This window comes from Acinetobacter sp. YH12129, from assembly GCF_013418685.1.
Lineage (GTDB): Bacteria > Pseudomonadota > Gammaproteobacteria > Pseudomonadales > Moraxellaceae > Acinetobacter > Acinetobacter amyesii.
Genome location: NZ_VPBP01000078.1, coordinates 1 through 1,289 on the forward strand (window position 1 = coordinate 1; position 1,289 = coordinate 1,289).

Below are 1,289 nucleotides of genomic sequence, written 5' to 3' on the forward strand. Positions count from 1 at the left end.
AGTGATGCAATAACCGATCTAACATCGCAGCGGTCAACGTGACATCATCTGCAAAGGATTTGGACCACTGGCTAAAGGGTAAGTTACTCGTCAATATCGTACTGCCTTTTTCATAACGCTTGGCAATCACGTTAAAGAACAGATTCGCTTCTTCACGTCCAAACGGTAAATAACCAATTTCATCGATAATCAGTAACTTTGGTCCCAGTACCGCACGTTGCATATAGGTTTTCAGTTTACCTTGCTGATAGGCTGTACTCAGTTGCAGCATGAGATCGGCGGCGGTAATGAACTTGATCTTAATGTTGTTCATGATGGCCTTATAGCCTAATGCCATAGATAAGTGCGTTTTTCCTACTCCGCTAGCCCCGAGAAACACCACATTTTCTGCTCTAGCAATAAAGCTCAGATTGAACAGTTCAATCACCTGTGATTTAGGGGCCCCTAGGGCATAATTAAAATCATAGTCTTCCAGGGTTTTGACTTGAGGCAGGCCTGAGAGTTTCATCAGTACCTGCTGACTGCGCTGTTGCCTGGCAGCATATTCATGCGTCAAGATCGCTTCAACAAAGTCGGCATAACTTCCATCTTGACCTAATGTTTGTTGTGCATGATGTGACCATTGTGATGCGATGGCAGGCAGATTGAGCTTTTGGCAAAGTTGCTCTATACGGTCGTATTGCAGATTCATCAGGAAACTCCCAGCAACTGGTCATATACCGATAAGGGATGCTGCAAACTCTCGTAGGGCATGACATGCTGTGCTGCTGCAACAGGTACAGTGCCAGAACCCGTATCTGATTGCGGTAATGGCGTAAATTTTTGCTGCTCCTGTTGCAGTCGAACAGCCGGTTTTTCTTGCGTGGTGGCATGAATCCGCTGATTGGCGGTTTCATGCAGCCACCGGCCAATGAGGGCATTGGCGACATCAACATCTAACAGTAAACCCGAAGTCTTCAGGCTTGCTTTCAATGGCACAATAAAGCTTGATTTGAGGTATCCATTAAAGCGTTCAACTTTGCCTTTGGTCTGTGCACGGTAGGGCTTACATACGCGAGGACGAAAGCTGTATTTCTTGGCGCAGTCGAGCAGTTTGGGATTCCATTTATGCTGCCCCTCCTGATAGGCATCCCGTTCAATCATGATCGTTTTAGCGTTATCAAACAGTATTTCCTGAGGTACTCCTGCAAAGAACTGAAATGCATTTTCTAGACCATCGATCCATGCATCGGTACGTTCATGATCATAAAATTTCACGAAAGTCGCTCTGGAATACCCTAATGTTGCGA

1 protein-coding gene and 1 pseudogene are annotated in these 1,289 nt (G+C 45.7%); both read right to left on the bottom strand.

The genetic code is table 11. The features are described from left to right. A partial coding sequence (istB, locus tag FTU65_RS16125; protein ID WP_180067086.1) for an IS21-like element ISAba8 family helper ATPase IstB occupies positions 1-691 on the bottom strand: 691 nt, incomplete at its 3' end. Next, a pseudogene (gene istA, locus FTU65_RS16130) lies at positions 691-1,289 on the bottom strand (IS21-like element ISAba8 family transposase); the annotation flags it as partial. The pseudogene istA and the gene istB, both read right to left, overlap by 1 nt.